The organism is Streptococcus infantis, from assembly GCF_047460685.1.
Lineage (GTDB): Bacteria > Bacillota > Bacilli > Lactobacillales > Streptococcaceae > Streptococcus > Streptococcus infantis_AD.
The window spans coordinates 67,093-87,265 of record NZ_JASHFS010000012.1; the positions used below are offsets into that span (position 1 = coordinate 67,093).

At 38.1% G+C, this 20,173-nt stretch carries 25 protein-coding genes; 21 read left to right on the forward strand and 4 right to left on the reverse strand.

Annotated elements, in window-relative coordinates; all coding sequences use genetic code 11:
* The first annotated feature begins 535 nt into the window (after positions 1-535).
* Together QM917_RS06985 and QM917_RS06990 are read left to right on the forward strand one after the other, a co-directional pair.
* A complete protein-coding gene (locus QM917_RS06985; RefSeq protein WP_153224781.1) occupies positions 536-700 on the forward strand; it encodes a hypothetical protein in 165 nt (54 codons plus the stop codon).
* Positions 701-751: 51 nt separating this feature from the next.
* Positions 752-1,453: a CPBP family intramembrane glutamic endopeptidase gene (locus tag QM917_RS06990; protein ID WP_228113861.1), complete on the forward strand. Its 702-nt coding sequence runs from the start codon at positions 752-754 to the stop codon at positions 1,451-1,453.
* 281 nt (positions 1,454-1,734) lie between these two features.
* Here QM917_RS06990 and QM917_RS06995 read toward each other — a convergent pair whose 3' ends face one another.
* The gene (locus QM917_RS06995; RefSeq protein ID WP_414285338.1) at positions 1,735-2,154 is read right to left on the reverse strand and encodes a DUF6556 family protein; all 420 of its coding nucleotides are present in this window, start codon (positions 2,152-2,154) and stop codon (positions 1,735-1,737) included.
* A gap of 136 nt (positions 2,155-2,290) precedes the next feature.
* Here QM917_RS06995 and QM917_RS07000 point away from each other — a divergent pair, with 136 nt between their 5' ends.
* The 11 genes from QM917_RS07000 to QM917_RS07050 all read left to right on the forward strand — a co-directional run bounded on the left by QM917_RS07000 (position 2,291) and on the right by QM917_RS07050 (position 14,113).
* Positions 2,291-3,433, forward strand: coding sequence for a cysteine desulfurase family protein (locus QM917_RS07000; RefSeq protein ID WP_153224783.1), 1,143 nt, complete (start codon positions 2,291-2,293; stop codon positions 3,431-3,433).
* Positions 3,434-3,441: 8 nt separating this feature from the next.
* Positions 3,442-4,656: a tRNA uracil 4-sulfurtransferase ThiI gene (thiI, locus tag QM917_RS07005; RefSeq protein WP_153224784.1), complete on the forward strand. Its 1,215-nt coding sequence runs from the start codon at positions 3,442-3,444 to the stop codon at positions 4,654-4,656.
* 135 nt (positions 4,657-4,791) lie between these two features.
* Positions 4,792-5,616 carry an alpha/beta hydrolase gene (locus tag QM917_RS07010; protein ID WP_414285339.1) on the forward strand — a complete coding sequence of 275 codons (825 nt, stop codon included), beginning with the start codon at positions 4,792-4,794 and terminating at the stop codon, positions 5,614-5,616.
* 21 nt (positions 5,617-5,637) lie between these two features.
* Positions 5,638-6,378 carry an esterase family protein gene (locus tag QM917_RS07015; RefSeq protein ID WP_414285340.1) on the forward strand — a complete coding sequence of 247 codons (741 nt, stop codon included), beginning with the start codon at positions 5,638-5,640 and terminating at the stop codon, positions 6,376-6,378.
* 12 nt (positions 6,379-6,390) lie between these two features.
* The gene (locus QM917_RS07020) at positions 6,391-7,557 is read left to right on the forward strand and encodes an ATP-grasp domain-containing protein (protein ID WP_414285341.1); all 1,167 of its coding nucleotides are present in this window, start codon (positions 6,391-6,393) and stop codon (positions 7,555-7,557) included.
* A 299-nt stretch (positions 7,558-7,856) separates the two neighbouring features.
* The gene (locus QM917_RS07025) at positions 7,857-9,143 is read left to right on the forward strand and encodes a hypothetical protein (protein WP_414285342.1); all 1,287 of its coding nucleotides are present in this window, start codon (positions 7,857-7,859) and stop codon (positions 9,141-9,143) included.
* 281 nt (positions 9,144-9,424) lie between these two features.
* Positions 9,425-10,294: an aquaglyceroporin Gla gene (gene gla, locus QM917_RS07030; RefSeq protein ID WP_414285343.1), complete on the forward strand. Its 870-nt coding sequence runs from the start codon at positions 9,425-9,427 to the stop codon at positions 10,292-10,294.
* Positions 10,295-10,459: 165 nt separating this feature from the next.
* Positions 10,460-10,993 (forward strand): YutD family protein, encoded by a 534-nt coding sequence (locus QM917_RS07035; protein WP_414285344.1) that lies wholly within the window; start codon positions 10,460-10,462, stop codon positions 10,991-10,993.
* A gap of 16 nt (positions 10,994-11,009) precedes the next feature.
* Positions 11,010-12,095, forward strand: a complete 1,086-nt coding sequence (gene rlmN, locus QM917_RS07040; RefSeq protein WP_045763788.1) for a 23S rRNA (adenine(2503)-C(2))-methyltransferase RlmN — start codon at positions 11,010-11,012, stop codon at positions 12,093-12,095.
* 1 nt (position 12,096) lies between these two features.
* Positions 12,097-12,570, forward strand: coding sequence for a VanZ family protein (locus QM917_RS07045; protein ID WP_371607970.1), 474 nt, complete (start codon positions 12,097-12,099; stop codon positions 12,568-12,570).
* Between the two features lies 1 nt (position 12,571).
* Entirely contained in the window at positions 12,572-14,113 is a 1,542-nt protein-coding gene (locus QM917_RS07050; RefSeq protein WP_414285345.1) for an ABC-F family ATP-binding cassette domain-containing protein, read from the forward strand.
* Between the two features lie 54 nt (positions 14,114-14,167).
* On the opposite strand, the gene QM917_RS07055 is transcribed toward QM917_RS07050, so the two are convergent.
* Both QM917_RS07055 and QM917_RS07060 read right to left on the reverse strand, forming a co-directional pair.
* Positions 14,168-14,971: a peptidylprolyl isomerase gene (locus tag QM917_RS07055; RefSeq protein ID WP_414285350.1), complete on the reverse strand. Its 804-nt coding sequence runs from the start codon at positions 14,969-14,971 to the stop codon at positions 14,168-14,170.
* 81 nt (positions 14,972-15,052) lie between these two features.
* Positions 15,053-15,268 (reverse strand): hypothetical protein, encoded by a 216-nt coding sequence (locus tag QM917_RS07060; protein WP_060956389.1) that lies wholly within the window; start codon positions 15,266-15,268, stop codon positions 15,053-15,055.
* Positions 15,269-15,923: 655 nt separating this feature from the next.
* On the opposite strand from QM917_RS07060, the gene rpsP reads away from it, so the two are divergent.
* The 7 genes from rpsP (at position 15,924) to QM917_RS07095 (ending at position 19,325) form a co-directional block, all read left to right on the forward strand.
* On the forward strand, positions 15,924-16,196 hold the full coding sequence (gene rpsP / locus QM917_RS07065) for a 30S ribosomal protein S16 (protein WP_000268760.1): 273 nt from the start codon (positions 15,924-15,926) through the stop codon (positions 16,194-16,196).
* A gap of 19 nt (positions 16,197-16,215) precedes the next feature.
* Positions 16,216-16,455, forward strand: a complete 240-nt coding sequence (gene kphA, locus QM917_RS07070) for an RNA-binding protein KphA (protein ID WP_000379617.1) — start codon at positions 16,216-16,218, stop codon at positions 16,453-16,455.
* Between the two features lie 42 nt (positions 16,456-16,497).
* Positions 16,498-16,833 carry a MazG nucleotide pyrophosphohydrolase domain-containing protein gene (locus QM917_RS07075; protein ID WP_414285346.1) on the forward strand — a complete coding sequence of 112 codons (336 nt, stop codon included), beginning with the start codon at positions 16,498-16,500 and terminating at the stop codon, positions 16,831-16,833.
* 94 nt (positions 16,834-16,927) lie between these two features.
* Positions 16,928-17,710, forward strand: coding sequence for an alpha/beta fold hydrolase (locus QM917_RS07080; protein WP_414285347.1), 783 nt, complete (start codon positions 16,928-16,930; stop codon positions 17,708-17,710).
* A 36-nt stretch (positions 17,711-17,746) separates the two neighbouring features.
* Positions 17,747-18,265, forward strand: coding sequence for a ribosome maturation factor RimM (gene rimM, locus QM917_RS07085; RefSeq protein WP_316108272.1), 519 nt, complete (start codon positions 17,747-17,749; stop codon positions 18,263-18,265).
* Positions 18,255-18,974: a tRNA (guanosine(37)-N1)-methyltransferase TrmD gene (gene trmD, locus QM917_RS07090; RefSeq protein WP_414285348.1), complete on the forward strand. Its 720-nt coding sequence runs from the start codon at positions 18,255-18,257 to the stop codon at positions 18,972-18,974. The genes rimM and trmD overlap by 11 nt, the downstream gene beginning before the upstream one ends.
* 12 nt (positions 18,975-18,986) lie before the next feature.
* Positions 18,987-19,325 carry an ATP cone domain-containing protein gene (locus tag QM917_RS07095; RefSeq protein WP_001196044.1) on the forward strand — a complete coding sequence of 113 codons (339 nt, stop codon included), beginning with the start codon at positions 18,987-18,989 and terminating at the stop codon, positions 19,323-19,325.
* Between the two features lie 30 nt (positions 19,326-19,355).
* On the opposite strand, the gene QM917_RS07100 is transcribed toward QM917_RS07095, so the two are convergent.
* Positions 19,356-19,676 carry a hypothetical protein gene (locus QM917_RS07100; protein WP_414285349.1) on the reverse strand — a complete coding sequence of 107 codons (321 nt, stop codon included), beginning with the start codon at positions 19,674-19,676 and terminating at the stop codon, positions 19,356-19,358.
* Between the two features lie 98 nt (positions 19,677-19,774).
* Here QM917_RS07100 and QM917_RS07105 point away from each other — a divergent pair, with 98 nt between their 5' ends.
* Complete coding sequence (locus QM917_RS07105) at positions 19,775-19,990, forward strand: YdbC family protein (RefSeq protein ID WP_000807425.1); 216 nt, start codon at positions 19,775-19,777, stop codon at positions 19,988-19,990.
* Positions 19,991-20,173 lie beyond the last annotated feature (183 nt).

Genomic DNA, 20,173 nt, shown 5'->3' on the forward strand with positions numbered 1-20,173 from the left:
GGCTGTACTTGAGTACGCAAGGCGACGTTGACGCGGTTTGAAGAGATTTTCGAAGAGTATAAGTCATAGAGATTGGATCAAGAGACTAATCTCGAATATAAAAAGCGGACAAAACTAGTTTTCTGATAAACAGAATCTGGTCTTGTTCGCTTTTTCTTAAAGTGATGAAGCTGATGTCCATTGAAGTTCCTTGGATAAAACATTTCGAACTCCTAACGAAGTCCTTAAGTCGCAAGCCAATTTCTACCATTTAGGATGTTTTGATGACAATTTAAGAAAGAGCAATCTTTTCCTAGAAATAAATGCTAAACTATAATTGTTCCTAAACATGATTTAGTAGATCGGTGGTCTGGTTCAACCCTAAAAGAATAGAGCTGATCTTACAAGTTAATCATGAAGAGTATTATTAGATTGGATTTAGAGGTAGCTAGTAGAAAAAAGTAAATCTGAAATTTGATGCTCTTATGTGAGCAAGACTAAGAAGTTAATTCTATTCATTCATTCATTTATTTGTAAAAAGCTTTGGGGAGTATCTATGAAATTTAATAAATATGCCTATCCCTTAGCGCAAGCCTGCTTGGGTTTGTATTTATTCGCTAATGGAGGTAGTTTGATCAATTTAGATATTGGGGTCATCCTTGTGTTATTATCCCTGATTGAGGGAGTAGAAATCTATAAAGAAGAAAGAAAGCATAGATAAGCATCGTTAGTAAGTGGAGATGCTGGAGTTCAGGAAAGAAGAGGTAGTGGTTTGCAAAAGTTGAAAAATAGTTTAAAATTTGTAGGAATGATCTTACTGATTATAAATGTAAATACATTTCCCATGAGAATGTTGGCTCTCGAAGATTCTAGTTCTCTGCCCTTAAAGTGGACGACTAGTATTGGGTATTTGGTACTGGCTACTTTCTTGCTAGTTGCTGTTTGGCGACAATACAAAAAGAAAATTCTGAATCAGCAGAAGGTTTTCAAGTTCACATGGAAGGATTTTGGAATAGCCCTTTTATTTTATGTGGCTACTCGACTAGTAGCGATTGTAGGTACCCTCCTGATCCAAGTGGTTACTGGAAATCCAACATCCGCTAACGATGCTGCCTTGCTGGCTACAAGCGAGCAGGTTACTCGTGTTTTTCCTCTATTTTTCATCGCCTTTCATTTTGCAATTGGTATATTTGCTCCAATCATGGAAGAATTAGTATTTAGAGGATTCTTCAGCCACTATTTTTTTAAAGAAGATCAAAAGTGGTTGAAATTGCTAATAAGTTCTGCGATTTTTGGCTATCTGCATATGTTTTATCCGATAGAGTTTGTAACTTATTTTTTACTGGGAGTGATATTTTACTTAGCCTATGCTCGTAGAGGGAATATCCTTGATTCCATAGCTGTTCATTTGCTAAATAACGGAGTTCTAGTACTGGTATCTATTTTAAACTATCTATTTTTAGTTTTTAGCTAATACTCTTCGAAAATCTCTTCAAACCACGTCAGCGTCGCCTTGCCGTATATTTGTTACTGACTTCGTCAGTTCTATCCACAACCTCAAAACAGTGTTTTGAGCAACCTGCGGCTAGCTTCCTAGTTTGCTCTTTGATTTTCATTGAGTATAAAATATATTCAAAAAATGATTGGTTTAAAGGCTGATCATTTTTCTGTTGCAAAGATCAACTTTTGCTGATAAATGCTGGAGACAGCAATAAAAAAACCAGCGATTCAATCACTGGCTGTTAGATCGTTCTTTTAGGAAGCTCCATTAGTAGTAGACGTTTTTGTATCTGTTGTTTGAGTGCTAGAAGAAGGAACAGTCGGTTGTTCTTTTTTACTGCTAGTATCTTCTTTCTTATCTTCTACACTACTACTAGATTGTGTTGTCGTCTCTTCTTGTGTGTTGTCCTTTGTAGAAGTATTGTCCTTGTTTGGAGTAGTGTTCTCTTGAGGGGATTCCTTTTGAATCTCTTTTATGACAGTTGTCTGGGTTGTCGTAGTTTCTTTTTTAGAGTTATTATTATTGTTGTTGTTATTCATAGCATTCATGATGGTGATGCTTGCAGTAATCAGCCCCAGAATACTACCGATAGTAGCAATCGTTTTTTGAAAAACAGTAAATCCTTTTTTGATGTGTTCCGTTTTGGGTTTTGATGTTCTACGATAATTAGACATAATATCTCTCCTTTACTAAAATTCATTATACCGAAAATCTTTAAAAAAAACTTAAATGAACCTGAACTGCCTTTCTTGTCGCCTGAACTGTTTCGTGATACAATAGAAGGAGTGATTTTAGAAAGCGTGAGAAACCATGATTTACTTTGATAATTCGGCAACTACAAAGCCCTATCCAGAAGCACTTGAAACCTATATGCAGGTGTCTGCAAAAATTATTGGTAACCCATCTAGTCTCCATCGTTTGGGGGAGCAGGCAACACGAATCTTAGATGCTTCTCGTCAACAGATTGCAGATTTAATTGGTAAGAAAAGCGAAGAAATCTACTTTACATCTGGTGGCACTGAAGGAGATAACTGGGTTATCAAAGGGGTTGCGTTTGAAAAAGCTCAGTTTGGTAAACACATTATTGTGTCTGAGATTGAACACCCAGCGGTTAAGGAGTCTGCTCTTTGGCTGAAAAGTCAAGGTTTTGAAGTGGATTTTGCGCCAGTAGATGAAAAAGGTTTTGTAGATGTAGATGCCTTAGCAAATTTGCTTCGAGCTGATACGACCTTAGTTTCTATCATGGCTGTTAACAATGAAATTGGTTCAATCCAACCTATTGAAGCTATCTCAGAACTTTTAGCAGATAAGCCGACTATCTCCTTCCATGTTGATGCGGTTCAAGCCTTGGCTAAGATTCCGACAGAAAAGTATTTGACAGACCGAGTGGACTTTGCGACTTTCTCGAGTCACAAGTTTCACGGCGTTCGTGGTGTTGGATTTGTCTATATCAAGTCAGGTAAGAAGATTATGCCACTATTAACTGGTGGTGGACAAGAGAGTGATTATCGTTCAACTACTGAGAATGTAGCAGGTATTGCAGCAACCGCCAAGGCTCTACGTTTGTCTATGGAAAAACTTGATTTGTTTACGAACAAAACAAGTCAGATGAAGGAAGTCATCCGTCAAGCCCTTCTAGAATATCCAGATATTTTTGTCTTCTCAGATGAGGAAGACTTTGCACCTCATATTCTGACCTTTGGGATTAAGGGGGTTCGTGGTGAAGTCATCGTTCATGCTTTTGAAGACTATGATATTTTCATTTCTACAACGTCAGCTTGCTCGTCCAAGGCTGGGAAACCTGCTGGGACCCTGATTGCTATGGGCATTGATAAGGATAAAGCCCAGTCAGCAGTTCGTCTCAGTCTAGACCTAGAAAATGATATGAGTCAAGTTGAGCAATTTTTGACTAAACTAAAATTAATCTACAATCAAACTAAAAAAGTAAGATAGGAGTATTCATGCAGTATTCAGAAATTATGATTCGCTATGGTGAGCTTTCAACCAAGGGTAAAAATCGTATGCGTTTCATCAATAAACTACGTAATAATATCTCAGATGTCTTGTCCATCTATCCTCAAGTCAAAGTGACAGCAGACCGCGATCGTGCCCATGCTTATCTAAATGGTGCAGACTACACAGCAGTTGCCGAGTCACTCAAGCAAGTTTTCGGGATTCAAAACTTTTCTCCAGTATATAAGGTTGAAAAATCTGTAGAAGTTCTGAAGTCTGCTGTTCAAGAGATTATGAAGGACATCTACAAGGAAGGGATGACCTTTAAAATCTCAAGTAAGCGTAGCGACCACAACTTTGAACTCGATAGTCGTGAACTCAATCAAACGCTTGGTGGAGCAGTTTTTGAAGCTATTCCAAATGTGCAGGCACAAATGAAAAATCCTGACATTAACCTTCAGGTGGAGATTCGTGAAGAAGCAGCCTACCTTTCATATGAAACCATTCGTGGTGCAGGTGGTTTACCAGTTGGAACTTCTGGTAAAGGTATGCTCATGTTGTCAGGTGGGATTGACTCACCTGTTGCTGGTTATCTAGCTCTAAAACGTGGTGTAGATATTGAGGCTGTTCACTTTGCTAGCCCTCCTTACACAAGTCCAGGTGCCCTCAAGAAAGCGCAAGATTTGACCCGTAAATTGACCAAATTCGGTGGTAATATCCAGTTTATCGAAGTGCCATTCACGGAGATTCAAGAGGAAATCAAGGCTAAAGCTCCAGAAGCCTATCTGATGACACTGACTCGTCGCTTTATGATGCGGATTACTGACCGTGTCCGTGAGGTACGAAATGGCTTGGTCATCATCAATGGGGAAAGCCTTGGTCAGGTAGCAAGCCAAACTCTTGAAAGTATGCAGGCTATCAACGCGGTGACCAATACCCCAATTATCCGTCCAGTTGTGACTATGGATAAGCTAGAAATCATTGACATTGCACAAGAAATTGATACCTTTGAAATTTCTATTCAGCCATTTGAAGACTGTTGTACGATTTTTGCACCCGATCGTCCGAAGACAAATCCTAAGATTAAGAATGCTGAGCAGTATGAAGCGCGTATGGATGTCGAAGGTTTGGTTGAACGTGCAGTAGCAGGAATTATGATTACTGAAATTACGCCTCAAGCTGAGAAGGATGCAGTCGATGAGTTGATCGATGATCTCCTTTAATCAGAAAAACCAGAGGAAAAGATAAAATAAGTAAAAAAAGTTAGTTTATTGTCCTAAATTTGGACGGAAACTGACTTTTTTTCTATTTTTATGATATAATTAGATAAAATTTTGAATATAGAGAGTTTTCTGACAATGAATCAATCATATTTTTACCTGAAAATGCGAGAGCATAAATTAGTGGTTCCCTACACAGGTAAGGAGCGCCGGGTTCGTGTTCTCCTCCCAAAAAACTATGAAAAAGACACGGATAGAAGTTATCCTGTGGTGTATTTCCATGATGGACAAAATGTCTTTTATAGTAAGGAATCTTACGTTGGACATTCCTGGAAGATTATTCCTGCTATCAAGCGAAATCCAGATATCAGCCGTATGATTGTTGTGGCTATTGACAATGATGGTCTTGGTCGAATGAATGAGTATGCAGCTTGGAAATTCCAAGAGTCTAATATTCCTGGTCAACAATTTGGTGGTAAGGGAGTCGAGTACGCAGAATTTGTCATGGAAGTGGTTAAGCCTTTTATCGATGAAAACTATCGGACAAAAGCAGACCGTAAACACACTGCAATGATAGGCTCTTCACTTGGTGGCAATATTACCCAGTTTATCGGCTTGGAGTATCAAGATCAGATTGGGTGCTTGGGAGTTTTCTCATCAGCTAACTGGCTCCACCAAGAGGCCTTTGATCGCTATATCGAGCGTAAAAAACTCTTACCTGACCAACGAATTTTTATCTATGTTGGAACGGAAGAAGCTGATGATACAGACAAGACCCTCATGGCTGGCAATATTAAGCAGGCCTATATCGACTCTTCCCTTCGCTATTATCATGATTTGATAGCGGGAGGAGTGCAGTTGGAAAATCTCTCACTCAAGGTTCAGGCTGGAGCCATTCACCATGAAGTGCCATGGTCAGAAAATCTTCCAGCTTGCCTACGCTTTTTTGCAGAAAATTGGTAATTAGTATAAAGGAGACAGGATATGAATATTGAACATCTTAGCCACTGGAGTGGTCATCTTAACCGTGAAATGTATGTTAATCGTTACGGACACGCAGGTATCCCAGTTGTTGTCTTTGCTTCCTCAGGTGGTAGCCACAATGAATACTATGATTTTGGCATGATTGATGCTTGTTCATCCTTCATCGAAGAAGGCCGTGTTCAGTTCTTTACACTGTCAAGTGTCGATAGTGAGAGTTGGCTAGCAACATGGAAAAATAGTCATGACCAAGCTGAAATGCACCGTGCTTATGAGCGATACGTTATTGAAGAAGCCATTCCTTTTATCAAGCACAAGACAGGCTGGTTCGACGGCATGATGACGACAGGCTGCTCTATGGGAGCCTATCATGCCCTCAACTTTTTCCTGCAGCATCCAGATGTCTTTACCAAGGTTATCGCCCTCAGTGGTGTCTATGACGCACGCTTCTTTGTAGGGGACTACTATAATGATGATGCTATCTATCAAAATTCACCAGTAGACTATATCTGGAATCAAAATGATGGTTGGTTTATTGACCGTTACCGTCAGGCTGAGATTGTGATTTGTACTGGCTTAGGTGCTTGGGAGCATGATGGCCTGCCTTCTTACTACAAGTTAAAAGAAGCCTTTGACCAAAAACAAATTCCTGCCTGGTTTGCAGAATGGGGACATGATGTCGCCCATGATTGGGATTGGTGGCGCAAACAAATGCCATATTTCCTCGGTCACATGAGTCTATAAAAGGAGTCGCTTATGAATTATCTTGTAATTTCACCCTATTACCCACAAAATTTCCAACAGTTTAGTATTGAGCTAGCCAATAAAGGAATCACCGTTCTAGGGATTGGGCAAGAACCCTATGAACAACTGGATGAGCCATTGCGCAATAGCTTGACGGAGTATTTCCGTGTTGATAATCTTGAAAATATCGATGAGGTTAAACGTGCAGTTGCCTTTCTTTTCTATAAACATGGACCAATTGACCGTATCGAATCTCACAATGAATACTGGTTAGAATTGGACGCTGCCCTTCGTGAACAGTTCAATGTTTTTGGTGCCAAGCCAGAAGACCTCAAGAAGACTAAGTTCAAGTCCGAAATGAAGAAACTCTTCAAGAAAGCTGGAGTTCCCGTTGTGCCAGGTGCTGTTATTGAAACAGAAGCAGATGTGGATAAAGCTGTGAAAGAAATTGGCCTTCCTATGATTGCCAAACCTGACAATGGAGTGGGAGCGGCAGCAACCTTCAAGCTTGAAACAGAAGAGGATATCCATCATTTCAAGGCAGAATGGGACCATTCAACCGTTTATTTCTTTGAAAAATTTGTCACCTCTAGTGAAATCTGTACCTTCGATGGTTTGGTAGATAGAGATGGAAATATTGTCTTTTCAACTACCTTTGACTATGCCTACACTCCTTTAGATTTGATGCTTTACAAGATGGATAATTCTTATTACGTTCTTAAAGATATGGATCCAAAATTGCGCAAGTATGGTGAGGCAATTGTCAAAGAATTTGGCATGAAAGAACGTTTCTTCCATATCGAGTTCTTCCGTGAAGGTGATGATTATATTGCCATTGAGTATAATAACCGTCCAGCGGGTGGCTTCACAATTGATGTCTATAACTATGCCCATTCTTTTGACTTGTATAAGGGATATGCAGCGATCGTTGCGGGTGAGCCATTCCCTGCTTCTCAATTCGAGCCTCTATACTGCTTGGCAACATCTCGTCGTGCCAATGCCAACTATGTTTATTCAGAAGAAGACTTGCTCGCTAAATATGGTCACCAGTTCAAAGTCAAGAAAATCATGCCAGCAGCCTTTGCTGAATTGCAAGGAGACTTTCTCTATATGCTAACGACACCAAGTCGTGAAGAAATGGATCAGATGATTAAGGACTTTGGTCAGCGTCAAGAATAATGAAAAGGATGAAAGGAATTTGACTTCTTTTGTCCTTTTTAATAAAATAGAAAACTAAATATTGTAAATTTGAATAAACGTAATTAATATGATATAATTTTATATGAACGTTATTATCAAAGATGTTTTATAGAAAATTTTTCTATTATAGTAAATTGAATATAGAGTAGTACGGTATTGTTTCTAAAATATTTTTAGAAATTGGTTTGAATTCCGCAATCAACTTGTTCAGTTTTTGTTTCATTATACTATATTTTGTAAATCAACTATTAATTTATTTTAAGGAGTCTAAATTTAAAATGAAAAAAGAAGAAATAAAGCCTATTTTTCTCTCGTCTATTATTGACACTATTATATTTATAATAATGTTATTTCTTGGATCTCACTTCATTTCCATTTTTGGTATGACAGATCAAATTTTATTAGTTTTATTTTTGGTATTTCTTATAACAAAAATGCCAGTGACTTACTTTGTTTCAAAAAGAAAGAATAAACTAGAAAAGGGCTTTAATTATTTTATAACAATTTTGTTAGGTCTGATAGAGTTTCTTTTTTTATTTTCCATGTTTAATGATACTCAACAATCGATATTACTTTTTTCTATATTCACGATATCTATAGAGAATTTTATAAAAGAGAAATCAAATTCAAGGGCAATACTGACTGGAACATTTTTAATCTTTTTTGTAATTATTTTTTCAATTTTACTATTTTTTATTGATTCATCTTCTTCTGCTTTAGTTTCAGCAACTACAGCAGTCCTAATTTTATTATTTGAAACAGATACTTTAGAAGATGTATTTAATATAAAAATAGCTAAACAACGACAACAACAACTATCGTTGGTTAAAGTATCTATATTATTTTTGATTCCAGTAATTTATACTACCTCTTTAATTTTTCCTCGCACTGGATTCAATAATGATTCCTATTATACGGTATTATTAACTGGACTTTATAGGTTTATTGTATTAGAAATAACATATCCTCTTTTTTTATTTTTAATTTATTTTAAGAAACTAAGACAAAAAATTCAAATTATGCTTGGATTATCATCTAGTCAAAAATATTTATATGGAAATTGGAATATGATTACAATGAATAATTTTACGAACCACGATATTATTGTGAGAAAATTCTTATTAAATATTGATGGCAATAGAATTAAATTTTTTGGTAGTTTTTTCACTTTTGATGAAGATAATATTATCTATAATGATAAAGAGGAAAAACTTGGGAAAATAGAGAAATGTAACGATGATAGAGTAAATTTAGTAATTGATAATAAAACTATAAGGCTTATCAAAATAGGAAGTGATGAATATAGAAAGTTTAGTTCATGTCATTATAATCATAAGGAAAAGTTATACAATATTCAAATCACAGAGCCTATCACCAATAGTAACCTAGAGGTTACCTTGTTTTTATTTAATAATGTTGAAAATCAATTTATTGAAATAAATAGTATGTCTAATTACAAGTATGACTTAATTGATGGAGAATTTATTCGTATTAATAATGATGAGAAATCTGTAATGAATAATTTTTTACCATCAGATTTATATGAATCAGATGAATTTAAATAGAGGAAAAGAGTTAACTTTTCTTAAGAGAACATATTAAAGAATATGAAATTATAATTTTAAAAGAATTTCGAACTTTTTTCGCTAATTAAAAAATTGGAAAATATTTTGGTCAACGTCAGTAATAGGATATGAAGACTTAACAAACTCTCTTTGTTAGGTCTTTTTTGAAGAGTTGAAATAAAAGCGTTTTCCCTTGGGATTCTTTTAGAAAATCTGTTGCTAAAAGGCTTAAAAATTGATAGAATAGGGATTGTCTAAAAAATATTAAGGAGAATCTATCAATGGATTTCGCATGGGCAGTCAAATATGCCACTGAATTTTTGGGAACAGCCATCTTGATTATCTTGGGAAATGGTGCAGTTGCCAACGTTGAACTTAAAGGTACGAAAGGTCACCAAAGTGGCTGGCTCGTTATCGCTGTTGGTTACGGTATGGGGGTTATGATCCCTGCCTTGATGTTTGGTAACGTTTCTGGTAACCACATCAACCCGGCCTTCACTCTTGGTCTAGCAGTTAGCGGACTCTTCCCTTGGGCACAAGTAGTACCATATATCATTGCACAAGTCTTGGGAGCAATCTTCGGACAAGCCTTGGTTGTTGCAACTCACCGTCCTTACTACTTGCAAACTGAAAAAGCAAACAATATCTTGGGAACTTTCTCAACAATTTCAAGTTTGGACCACGGTACAAAAGAATCACGCTTCGCAGCAACAGTTAACGGTTTTATCAACGAGTTCGTTGGTTCATTCGTTCTCTTCTTTGCAGCACTTGGTTTGACAAAGAACTTCTTTGGAGCTGAAGTTCTCCAATACATGAAACAAATGGCAACTCAAGCTGGTCAAAATGTTGACTTCTCTGATTTGGCAATTAAAGCTCAAGTAGCGCCTCATACAGCTTCAGGACTTTCTGTTGCTCACTTGGCACTTGGTTTCCTAGTAATGGCCTTGGTAACTTCTCTTGGTGGGCCTACAGGACCTGGTTTGAACCCAGCTCGTGACTTTGGACCACGTCTCCTTCATGCCTTCCTTCCAAAATCAATCCTTGGTCAACACAAGGGTGATTCAAAATGGTGGTATGCTTGGGTACCAGTAGTTGCACCGATTCTTGCAGCGATTGCAGCAGTAGCGCTCTTTAAATTACTTTACCTATAAACACTAAAAACTGGGAATTTCCCAGTTTTTTTCTTGTCCAGGCAAGTTGAGTTTTTTGAGAAAGATTCTTAAATCGTCAGACTTTTTTTATTTTAAGACTAAAGGTGAAAATATCCCGAAAATATGGTAGAATAGAGTATTAAGTAAACGTTAAAAAGGAATATTATGCGTAAAGAGATTGCACCCGAATTATATAATTACAATAAATTCCCTGGTCCTGAATTTCATCTATCTGGAGATAAAGTCGAAGCTGAAGGGTTTGCCTTTACCTTGGTTGAAAATAGCAAGGATGCTTTTGATGTAACGGCTTTTACTCAACGTTTTTCAGAAGTTTTGACCAAGTTCGACTATATCGTAGGAGACTGGAGTAATGAACAGTTACGCTTACGAGGTTTTTATAAGAATGAACGTGCTGAAGAGTCTTTAGAAAAGATCAGCCGCTTGCAGGATTACCTACTAGAGTACTGTAGCTATGGTTGTGCCTATTTTGTCTTAGAAAACGAAGCGCCTAAGCGGGCGTCCTTTGACCAAAAGATGCGCAAAAAAGAGGAAGAAAAAGATTCTCGAAAAGGAAAGAAACTTTCTCAAAACAAGAAAAGAAATCATACAGATAAAAGAAATAGACGACGTTCAAAGGAACAAAAATCCCAGAAAGAAGACAAGGGGCAACGTCATTTCGTCATCCGTAAGAAAGATTAGAGAATAAGGAGAAAACATGAAACCGTCTATTTATAGTTTAACACGTCAAGGAATGCAAGAATGGGTCTTGGAGCAGGGAGAAAAGAAATTCCGTGCCGACCAAATCTGGGAGTGGCTTTACCGTAAACGTGTCCAATCATTTGAAGAAATGACCAACTTGTCTAAGGATTTGATTGCCAAACTCAACGACCAATTTGTTGTCAATCCTTTGAAACAACGCATCGTTCAAGAATCAGCTGATGGTACTGTGAAGTATCTCTTTGAGTTGCCAGATGGGATGTTGATTGAGACAGTGCTGATGCGTCAACACTACGGTTTATCAGTCTGTGTAACGACTCAGGTAGGATGCAATATCGGTTGTACCTTCTGTGCATCAGGCTTGATCAAGAAGCAACGTGACCTCAATAACGGTGAAATCGTTGCGCAGATTATGTTAGTCCAAAAATATTTTGACGAACGTGGACAAGATGAACGTGTTAGTCATATCGTTGTTATGGGTATTGGAGAACCTTTTGATAACTACAATAACGTCTTGAACTTTATCCGTACCATAAATGACGATAAGGGAATGGCTATCGGTGCTCGCCATATCACAGTATCAACTTCTGGTTTGGCTCACAAAATCCGTGAATTTGCTAATGAAGGAGTCCAGGTCAACCTTGCTGTTTCTCTTCATGCCCCAAACAATGAACTTCGTTCAAGCATCATGAAGATTAACCGTGCCTTTCCAATTGAAAAACTCTTTGCAGCTATCGAGTATTACATCGAAACAACCAATCGCCGTGTGACTTTTGAGTATATCATGCTCAATGAAGTTAACGATGGAGTAGAGCAGGCACTTGAGTTGGCAGAATTGCTGAAAAATATCAAGAAATTGTCTTATGTCAATTTGATTCCTTACAACCCAGTTAGTGAACATGACCAGTATAGCCGAAGCCCTAAAGAACGTGTCATGGCTTTCTATGATACACTCAAGAAAAAAGGTGTCAACTGTGTCGTTCGTCAGGAACATGGTACAGATATCGATGCGGCTTGTGGACAATTGCGTTCAAATACCATGAAGCGTGATCGTCAAAAAGCAGTAGCTGAAGTAAATCCATAAGATGAATCGAAAAACATTACTAAGCTTTGGAGTGCTTTTATACAGTCTTAGTATCGTCTGTTTTTGCTTTAGTCCCCAGCCTCAACTTCCTACAGGAGTGGAAACTCCAGGTATTCAAACTTTTGGACGCCTGGTTTTTCTTTTGACGCCTTTTAACTCTTTGTGGAACCTGGGAGAAGTAACCAGCCCTATACAACTGTTTTGGATTTTTTTGCAAAACGCCTTAAATATCCTCTTGCTCTTCCCATTAATTTTCCAGCTTCTCTATCTCATCCCTAGTCTAAGAAAAACGAAGAGAGTGATTTTGTTTAGCTTTTTATTGAGCTTAAGCATCGAGTGCACACAATTAGTTTTGGATTTTTTCTTTGATTTCAATCGGGTCTTTGAGATTGATGATTTATGGACCAACACTTTGGGTGGCTACCTGGCTTGGGTCCTTTATAAACTACTACATAAAAACAAGATAAGGAATTAAAATGAGTATCTTAGAAGTTAAAAATTTGAGTCACGGTTTTGGTGACCGTGCGATTTTTGAAGACGTGTCCTTCCGTCTCCTTAAAGGTGAACACATCGGATTAGTTGGTGCTAACGGTGAAGGAAAATCAACCTTCATGAGCATCGTAACTGGTAAAATGTTACCTGATGAAGGTAAGGTGGAATGGTCTAAATATGTGACAGCAGGTTACCTGGACCAGCATGCAGTTCTCAAAGAAGGTCAAACTGTGCGTGATGTTCTTCGCACTGCCTTTGACGAATTATTCAAAGCTGAAGCACGTATCAATGAACTCTACATGGAAATGGCAGAAGAGGGCGCTGATATTGATGCCCTAATGGAAGAAGTCGGCGAACTTCAGGACCGTTTGGAAAGTCGTGACTTCTATACCTTGGATGCTAAGATTGACGAAGTCGCGCGTGCTCTTGGTGTCATGGATTATGGTATGGATACAGACGTAACAGCCTTATCTGGTGGACAAAGAACCAAGGTACTTTTGGCCAAACTTCTTCTTGAAAAGCCAGATATCTTGTTGCTTGACGAGCCAACCAACTACCTGGATGCTGAGCATATTGACTGGCTCAAGCGTTATCTTCAAAACTATGAAAATGCATTTGTTCTTATCTCTCACGATATTCCTTTCCTCAACGATGTGATCAATATCGTCTATCATGTAGAAAATCAACAGTTGACTCGCTACTCTGGGGATTACTACCAGTTCCAAGAAGTCTATGCCATGAAGAAATCGCAACTAGAGGCAGCCTATGAGCGTCAACAGAAAGAAATTGCTGACCTCAAGGATTTTGTGGCGCGAAACAAGGCGCGTGTCGCAACTCGTAACATGGCCATGTCTCGCCAGAAGAAATTGGATAAGATGTACATTATCGAGCTTCAAAGTGAAAAACCAAAGCCATCCTTTGATTTCAAACCAGCTCGTACACCAGGTCGCTTTATCTTCCAAGCCAAAGACTTGCAGATTGGTTACGACCGCCCACTTACAAAACCATTAAATCTTACCTTCGAACGTAATCAGAAGGTTGCCATTATCGGTGCCAATGGTATCGGGAAAACAACCCTCTTGAAGAGTCTTTTAGGAATTATCCCACCAATTGCTGGGGAAGTTGAACGTGGAGATTACCTGGAACTTGGCTACTTTGAACAAGAGGTGGAAGGTGGCAATCGCCAGACACCTTTAGAAGCAGTTTGGAATGCCTTTCCGGCCCTCAATCAAGCAGAAGTTCGTGCAGCCCTTGCCCGCTGTGGTTTGACCACCAAGCATATCGAAAGCCAGATTCAAGTTCTATCAGGTGGAGAACAAGCCAAGGTTCGTTTCTGTCTCTTGATGAACCGTGAGAACAATGTCCTTGTTCTAGACGAGCCTACCAACCACTTGGATGTGGATGCCAAGGATGAGCTCAAACGAGCTCTGAAAGAATACAAGGGTTCTATCCTCATGGTTTGCCACGAACCAGACTTCTATGAAGGCTGGATGGATCAAATCTGGGATTTTAACAACTTAACTTAAAATGAGAGTAAAAGAAATACAGTACCTAACGAGGATACTGTATTTTTTTGGTTTTTAAGATTTAAAATCGTAGTCTTTCACTACTTCGATACTATCGATAGTGATAGCAGTAGTTGGTTTGTCTTTTTCGTCTTTTTCAGCCTTGGCAATCTTGTCAACAACATCCATACCGTCGATGACTTGACCAAAGACAGGATGCTTTCCGTCTAGACTAGGGTTCCCACCTTCTTTGTAGGCTTCAATAATTTTCTTTGGATAGCTACTTGTAGGAAGTTTGGCAGAAATGTCTGTTGTATTTTGGTTGATGAAGAACTGGCTACCATTGGAATTTGGTTGGCCAGTATTAGCCATGGAGAGAGAACCACGGATGTTATAGAGATATGGAGAGATTTCGCTCTTGAAACCAGTTCCATGGTCTTTAGTCTTGTCCTTATCGTGCCAGATGGATTCGCCACCTGTACCATCTCCTTTTGGATCACCAGTCTGAACCATAAAGCCATCAATCACTCGGTGGAAGGTAACGCCATTGTAGTAACCTTCCTTAGCGTGAGTTAGGAAATTTTCAACCGCAAGAGGCGCTAGCTTTGGAAAGAGTTTGATGCGGATATCTCCTTGACTTGTATGGAGAATGACTTCAGCCTCGTCTTCAGCAACTTCTTTAGATAGTTGTGGGAAATTGGCATTTTCATTTGTCAAAGCGTCTTTAAGATCCTTAGCAGATTGGGCAGCCGCCTTGGAACTTTCTTCGGCAGCCAAGCTAGAATCTACATAGTCATCCCCTCGCAGACTACGTTGGATACTGCTACATCCAGCAAGGGCAAAAGTTGAGATTAATAGAAGTGTTGCTATTTTTTTCATGGTAATCCTTTCAAAAATCATTTCTACCATTGTACCCTAATTGAAAGTGGATTTCAAATATTAGTAGTTTACAGAAATAGCTTAGATAATAGTTGGGATTTCATCATCATCTTGAAAATCTTCAACTTCTTCTTCCCCAGCAAATGGTTTCTGAAAAGAACTTAGTATAAAACGGGCAATTGGTCCGACAATTAGGAAGTTTAGAGGAAGAGCTGCAATAAAGTTTACGATCCAGGCACTTAGATAGGTCTTGGGTGTGATAGCAATGCCATTGTAGAAAAGTCCATAGAAGGACATGAAAGTGACCATGAGAACTGCCATTCCTCCAGAAATTGTAATGATTTTCTGCCAGCGTTTATGATGATCCTTGAGGATACGAAAGGCAATTGACTTAACGATTGGTCCAACAAGGATGACATCCAATAAAAAGGCTGTGACAAAACCAGGAATGTAACCAAGGGCTAAATGATGTAGTGAAAGTTGACCAACAATAAAAAGATTCCAAATAGACATACCGAGTACCATCATGGAACACATTAGTGTTGTAAATAAAAGAGCTTCTTTGAAATTTCTAGGCATTATAGTCTCCATTTCTTTTTGATTAGACATCAGTTTATCATAAAAAATTTTTCTCGTAAGTGAATTGATTAGATTTTTTTAAGAAATTGTTTTCAAAACAATCAACCTGACTTGGTTGATTAAAGATTCTTTTTATGATGGCGGTCAATGATTGCTTGATGGTCTTTGTAAATCTTCTCTAGACTAGTATTCATAAAGTTTCTCTTTCTAATTTATCCCTATTAGTCTAACAAATTTCAAAAAAAATTTAAAAATTTTAAAGTCTGTCAAGTTTTTTTCTTGACACCTCTCAGAAATCTGTTATAATAGGACATGTGCTAAATAGCTCAGCTATTTCACCGAACTAAAAAATAAAAGAAAAGAGATATTAAAAATGGCAGTAAAAATCCGTTTGACTCGTATGGGTTCTAAGAAAAAACCTTTCTACCGTATTAACGTAGCAGATTCACGTTCACCACGTGACGGACGTTTCATCGAAACAGTTGGAACTTACAACCCACTTGTTGCTGAAAACCAAGTAACTTTGAAAGAAGATCGCGTTCTTGCATGGTTGGCTGATGGAGCTCAACCTTCAGATACAGTACGCAACATCCTTTCAAAAGAAGGCGTATTGAAAAAATTCCACGATTCTAAATTCTCTAAATAATTCTAAAGTAGGTTGACAGATGGATACGATTGAAAATCTCATTATTGCAATTGTGAAACCTTTGATTTCACAACCAGATGCCTTAACTATCAAGATTGAAGATACACCAGAATTTTTGGAGTATCATTTGGATCTTGACCAAAGCGATGTGGGTCGTGTGATTGGTCGTAAGGGTCGCACTATCTCTGCGATAAGAACGATTGTCTACTCTGTCCCAACTGAAGACAAAAAAGTAAGAATCGTTATTGACGAAAAATAAAAAAGCGGGACGGATGTCTCGCTTTTTTGCTAGGAGAAGGATATGAAGGATTTAACAGTTAGACAACTACAAGCCTATTTGCTAGAACATTACCAGCAATCTAGAACAGAAGAAGGGCTCTTTATAAAACTAGTTGAAGAAGTTGGTGAAGTAGCCGAGGTTTTAAATGGACGTTCTGGACGAAAAAAGGGAGTTCAGGACTCAAATGAGGAACTTGCTAAAGAACTTGCTGATATCATTCACTACACCGTTGCAATTGCAGCCATCAACGACATTGATCTAACCAAGACCATTTTTGAAAAAGACAAAAAGGCAGCTATCAAATATCATCATGAACGAGATTTGGAAGGATATTTAGAAGCCGAAGGTCAGAACTAGCTTTTTTCTCCAACTTGTGAAAATACCTAGAACATGATAAAATAAAGGATAAGGATTTTTAATAATTCATTATATAGAATGAGTGGATTTCTTTATGAAGAGGTTTGAAGTATCTACAGAAATCGGTAGTCTCTCTGTTACTTATCAAAAGCAAAAGAAAATGATTGTTTGTCTAAATGGAGCAGGTTTGATACCAAGTTATGAAAATTTTTCACTTATACTTGAAAAACTTCCTCCCACAATTGGTTATTTGACAATTGATTTTCCAAACACAGGTAGGAGTTCGATTCAGAACCTAGCTGGAAAAAATCTGGACAATCTTGTAGATGCAGTTTATGAAATTCTTAAAAAACTAAATATTTCTGATTATGTACTTTGTGTTCATAGCTTGAGTGGAATCTTAGCTTGCAAATTGATGAACAAAGATTTTAATTGTCAAGCTTTAGTGGCGATTGAACCGACAACTAAAAAAGTCATGTTTGCTGATTTTTCAAAGAATCCTTATCCAGAAATGGAAAAGCAAATGAGACTGATTGAAGAATTCGGTCCTGAACTTTATTTTAAGAACTTAACTCAAACCACCTTTAGCCCTGAAATTAATAAAAAGATATGGGAATTAATGCAAGAAAAAGGCTCAGAGTTGGAATCTCAAGTTCCGGGCTTTCAGGTATCTGTTGAGATCACCAAGGAAGATTTTGAGGATGTGTCAATAACAGATCGTATCCCTGTATTTATTTTTTGTCAGGCTTATAGAGAAAAAGAGTACAGAGAATCAGAATATTGGACTTCTAAGACTAGACTTATTCTAGGTGGAAGTCATCATTATTTACAGTGGTCTGAATCAGAAAAAATTGTAGATATTATTAAAAAATTGTAAGAAGAAAATGGAGATAAGGAAATTACAGGAGATCAAATGAACTATTTTAACGTTGGAAAAATCGTCAATACACAAGGTTTGCAAGGTGAGATGAGAGTCTTATCTGTGACGGATTTTTCGGAAGAACGCTTTAAAAAAGGTGCAGAACTTGCCTTATTTGATGAGAAGGATCAATTTGTTAAAACAGTGACTATCGCAAGTCACCGTAAGCATAAAAACTTTGATATCATCAAATTTAAGGATATGTATCACATCAATGATATCGAAAAATACAAGGGCCACAGTTTGAAGGTTGCGGAAGAAAACCTTAATGATCTAGATGAGGGTGAATTTTACTATCACGAGATTATTGGATTAGAGGTCTACGAGGGTGACAACTTGATTGGAACTATTAAGGAAATTCTTCAACCAGGGGCCAATGATGTTTGGGTAGTTAAGCGCAAGGGGAAACGTGACCTGCTTTTACCATACATCCCACCGGTCGTGCTCAATGTTGATATTCCTAATAAGCGCGTGGATGTAGAACTCTTAGAAGGGTTAGACGATGAAGATTGATATTTTAACCCTCTTTCCAGAGATGTTCTCTCCACTAGAACATTCTATCGTTGGAAAGGCCCGTGAAAAGGGACTTCTTGATATCCAGTATCATAATTTTCGTGACTATGCTGAAAAGGCTCGTCATGTTGATGACGAACCCTACGGTGGTGGTCAAGGCATGCTCCTGCGAGCGCAACCAATCTTTGATGCCTTTGATGCTATTCAAAAGAAAAATCCGCGCGTGATCCTTTTGGATCCTGCTGGTAAGCAGTTTGACCAGGCTTATGCTGAAGATTTAGCACAAGAAGAGGAACTCATCTTTATCTGTGGTCACTACGAGGGCTATGATGAACGCATTAAGACCTTGGTAACAGATGAGATTTCCCTAGGTGATTATGTCTTGACTGGTGGTGAACTGGCAGCAATGACCATGATTGATGCGACGGTTCGCTTGATACCAGCAGTAATTGGGAAGGAAACCAGTCATCAAGATGATAGCTTTTCATCAGGCCTTCTTGAATATCCTCAGTACACACGTCCTTACGATTATCGTGGCATGGTGGTTCCAGAAGTGCTTATGAGTGGGCATCATGAGAAGATTCGCCAATGGCGTCTCTATGAGAGTCTCAAAAAAACTTATGAGCGTAGACCAGATTTGTTGGAACATTATGAATTAACAGCAGAAGAAGCTAAAATGTTAGCGGATATTAAAGAAAATACAAATTAAAAGGAGAAGCCTATGCAAGTCATTAAACGTGATGGACAAGTTGCCGACTTTGATCCAGATAAAATTTATCAAGCCATTCTCAAAGCTGCTCAAACAGTTTATGTTTTGACAGATGATTTACGTCAAAATCTAGCTCAGGTAACTAAGAAAGTTGTCTTGGATCTAGAAGAGGCAAAAGTGGAGCGTGCGACAATCAGCATGATTCAATCAATGGTTGAGCATCGCTTGCTTGGTGCAGGTTACATCACTATCGCTGAACACTATATCTCTTACCGTTTGCAACGGGATTTAGAGAGAAGTGGTTACGGAGAACACATTGCTGTTCACCTTCATTTTGAACAAATTCGTTAATAGAAAAAAGTGAGATGAAGAAAACTCATCTCACTCTTTCTTAAATCGATTTTTTTGGGCAGTTTGGACAGTTGAGGGAACAAAACTTATTTTTCGAATATCTGGGATTCGAATAATGCGGGTCACATTTTTTGCAAAATTTTTAACGATAATTTGCTGGCGGTCTGTATCAAATTTGATGATATCCCCTGTAAAACTTGTATCTGAAAAAATAATGTGGACAGCAGTTTTTTTCATGAGCGCCTCTTTAATGGCACTTGTCAGGGAGTCAGCTTTGGAATGATCTGATTCTTCTCGTCCGTTGAGAAATCCTTGGAATTTTTGTTGAATATGTTTAAATAAATCTTTCATCGGAGCCTCCCTTCTTTTTACCATTATTATATACAATTTTAAAAAAATCTACAAGATTTTACGAATAATCAAGTGAAGACAATTAAAAGGAGAATACAATGGCAGAATTTACATTTGAAATCGAAGAACACTTACTTACGCTCTCAGAGAATGAAAAAGGTTGGACCAAGGAAATCAATCGTGTCAGCTTTAATGGAGCACCAGCAAAGTTTGACATTCGTGCTTGGAGTCCAGACCACACTAAGATGGGGAAAGGAATCACCCTCTCAAACGAGGAGTTTCAAGTGATGGTCGATGCCTTTAAGAATCAATAAGCAATTATATAAAGACAGACGAAAAGAGGTTGGGAGAAAATTCCCGACCTCCTTTCTTTATTATGTGACTATTAGTCCGTCTCGCTCCGTTAGGTGCGAGACAAAAAAACCACCCGCTATGCGGGTGCGCGTCGAAGGTTATACCAAAAAAACTCCAAACGCGATACAATAAAGGTGTTCAAG